General features: G+C 41.2%; 1 protein-coding gene. It reads left to right on the top strand.

What is annotated here, in order from left to right; all coding sequences use genetic code 11:
- The first annotated feature begins 100 nt into the window (after positions 1–100).
- Positions 101–1279: an IS256 family transposase gene (locus ACTHRG_RS23475; protein WP_076257895.1), complete on the top strand. Its 1179-nt coding sequence runs from the start codon at positions 101–103 to the stop codon at positions 1277–1279.
- Positions 1280–1464: the final 185 nt, after the last annotated feature.

The following is a 1464-nucleotide window of genomic DNA, read 5'->3' as shown; positions in this document are numbered from 1 at the left end:
GATTAAGTCCATATAATTGTGTAAAAAGAAAGAGTCATTTTATTCACTCTTGGCAACACTGTTTTCTACCACAGAAAAATTAGTGAAAAGAGGAATAGTAATGACTCAAGTACAGTTTAACCTGAATGTTGATGTTTTAAAAGAAGCTATTGTAAATTCCAATCTGGATATGGTCATTAAATCAGCCGTTGTGTTGGTACTAAATGAGTTTATGGAAAAGGAAAGGGATGACTATTTAAAGGCTGCCCCTTATGAACGCGCTGTTGAACGCCGTGACTACCGGAACGGTTATTATGAACGTGAACTGTTGATGAGTATCGGAAATATAACCCTAAAGGTTCCACGGACACGTAATGGCGAGTTCTCAACTACTGTTTTTGAGAAGTATTCACGATGTGACCAGGCTCTGGTCCTCTCAATGGTGGAGATGGTTGTCAATGGCGTTTCAACGAGGAAAGTGACCAACATTGTAGAACAGCTTTGTGGTAAGAATGTGTCCAAATCGTTTGTTTCATCTCTTACACACAAGCTTGATCCCATTGTGAATGAATGGGCCGGTCGGCCCCTGAATACAAGCTACTACCCTTATGTTTTTGCCGACGCCATGTATATAAAGGTCCGTGAGCACAATCGTGTCGTATCCAAGGCTGTTTATATTGCGACAGCCATTGCAGAGAATAACACCCGTGAAATACTTGGCCTAAATGTTGACCATGCGGAAAGTTACGAAAGCTGGAGCCGTTTTTTTCAACAGCTTAAATCACGCGGCCTCCAATCACCAAAACTACTGATCTCGGATGCTCACCAAGGGCTTCAGAAAGCCATTCAACGTGAATTTATCGGGACGGCCTGGCAAAGATGCAATGTCCATTTCAAACGGAATATCCTTGGGAAATTACCCAAAAAGGATACAGCCGAAATCCGCATGATGATTAAGAGGATATTTGAAGCAGTTACGATTGAGGACATACGCCAGTTCAAGGATGAATTGATGAAGCGATTTAGTAATGAGGCGAGATTTGAAAATGCGCTTGCCATCTTGGATGATGGTTTCGAAGATACCATTCAGTATATGAATTTTCCTGAACATATCCGAATCCATATCCGAAGTACCAACTCATTGGAACGGCTTAATCAGGAGGTTCGCAGGAGGGAAAGAGTGATTCGTATTTTCCCCAATTCTCAATCAGCGTACCGTTTGGTTGGCGCAATTCTGATGCATTACCATGAGTCAGATTACTTAAAGAGGAAATCTTTAATGGGTGGCAGGCTAAAGTAGTCGTATTTTAAGCTTCACTTCCATCATGGATGATTACATCTCCGGAAAGGGATGTCAAATTGAAAACCATTTGACATCCCTTCCCGGAGATGAAAAAAAAAATCCATGGAAGCTTCGCTAAAAAAATAAAAGGGTTTGGTTGAAAACACTTGCCATTGATTTTACACAATAACCAGGACTTGACT

This window comes from Cytobacillus sp. SAFR-174, from assembly GCF_051964675.1.
Lineage (GTDB): Bacteria > Bacillota > Bacilli > Bacillales > Cytobacillaceae > Cytobacillus.
Note: the sequence above shows the minus strand (reverse complement) of the source record. Positions and strands in the feature narration are given on the sequence as shown.